Origin of the sequence: Pseudoalteromonas sp. MER144-MNA-CIBAN-0113 (assembly GCF_040308965.1) — a bacterium.
Lineage (GTDB): Bacteria > Pseudomonadota > Gammaproteobacteria > Enterobacterales > Alteromonadaceae > Pseudoalteromonas > Pseudoalteromonas tetraodonis.
On the sequence record NZ_JBEOOG010000174.1, the window covers coordinates 1 to 1,143 of the forward strand.

Annotated in this window: 1 protein-coding gene and 1 pseudogene; both read right to left on the reverse strand. The window is 40.0% G+C overall.

Annotation, left to right across the window (positions count from 1 at the left end; genetic code table 11):
- Window positions 1-74 precede the first annotated feature (74 nt).
- Window positions 75-836: a two-component regulator propeller domain-containing protein gene (locus AAEY57_RS19240; RefSeq protein ID WP_350608578.1), complete on the reverse strand. Its 762-nt coding sequence runs from the start codon at window positions 834-836 to the stop codon at window positions 75-77.
- 102 nt (window positions 837-938) lie between these two features.
- A pseudogene (locus AAEY57_RS19245) lies at window positions 939-1,055 on the reverse strand (two-component regulator propeller domain-containing protein); the annotation flags it as partial.
- Window positions 1,056-1,143: the final 88 nt, after the last annotated feature.

Below are 1,143 nucleotides of genomic sequence, written 5' to 3' on the forward strand. Positions count from 1 at the left end.
AAGAAAATAAGCCACACCTTAATTTAACTGACGTAGAGCTCAACGCACTAGTTATCGCTTAAGCAGATCTCAGGTTAGTTAACTTGTCGTTGGCTTGCATCTGTATAGATAAATTGCTTATCTAAACCACTTAGCTTGTAAGCATACTGGTATTGATTAGCAGATGAGGCATTATTAACGGCGGAATATTTAAAGCCAATGACCCCTTGGCTAGTTGGAAAAGAGAGTTTTTTAGTATGATTTATTAGTTTTGCTGGCTGTTTTTGATCTGTTAGATAGTTTTTTGTTGAACTTGCTTGGTTATAAATTAATAGCTCAGTTAACACTGGGGTTGGAGCTGAAGTACTCAATAGCAGTTTACTAGGGGAAAACTGATTAAAGCCATTGATTCCGCCAAAAAATAGCTCGCCATCAGCTGCTTGAAAAGCGGCACCTAAAATAAACGAATTATGCTGCACGCCGTCACGAGGTAAAAAATGCTGCATAGCTTGATTTGTGGGATTATAGCGGGTGAGCCCTTGGTTACTGCTTAGCCATAAATGGCCTTTACTATCATCTTTAATAGCAAAAATATTATCGTTTAGTAATCCATCATGTTCGGTAATGTAAGAGATTTTTTGTGTTTTTTTATCAAGGCGGTTTAAACCACCAAAGGTACCCACCCATAGGGTATCGTTATTTTGCAAGTGCAAAGAGGTGACCATATTATGGCTTAAACCAGTCTGCGATGTCTGATCCGAGGGGTAATGAGTAAATGATTCATCCGCCATACTTAGATAGTCTAAACCTGCACGCGTCCCGACCCATAATCCGTTCGCATTGTGATCATAGAGCACGGTAAATACGGTATTGTTAGCAAGGCTATTTACTGAGTCGTCGTGCTTGTAATGTTGAACCTCTAAGGTGTCGGGATTAAAGCGTGTTAAACCTTGGTTGCTACCTAGCCATAAATTTCCTTTAGGATCACTCGTTATCGCATAAACACGATCGCTGCTAAGTTGATGACTTTGCGTTGTATAGGCAATAAAATTATCTTCAGCTGGATTGTATTGCAGTAACCCACCGCCTGCGTATTCTCATGCATCGCGATCACCTAATACTATCTAAGCCGATCACCTAATACCATCCATCAAGATCACTCAA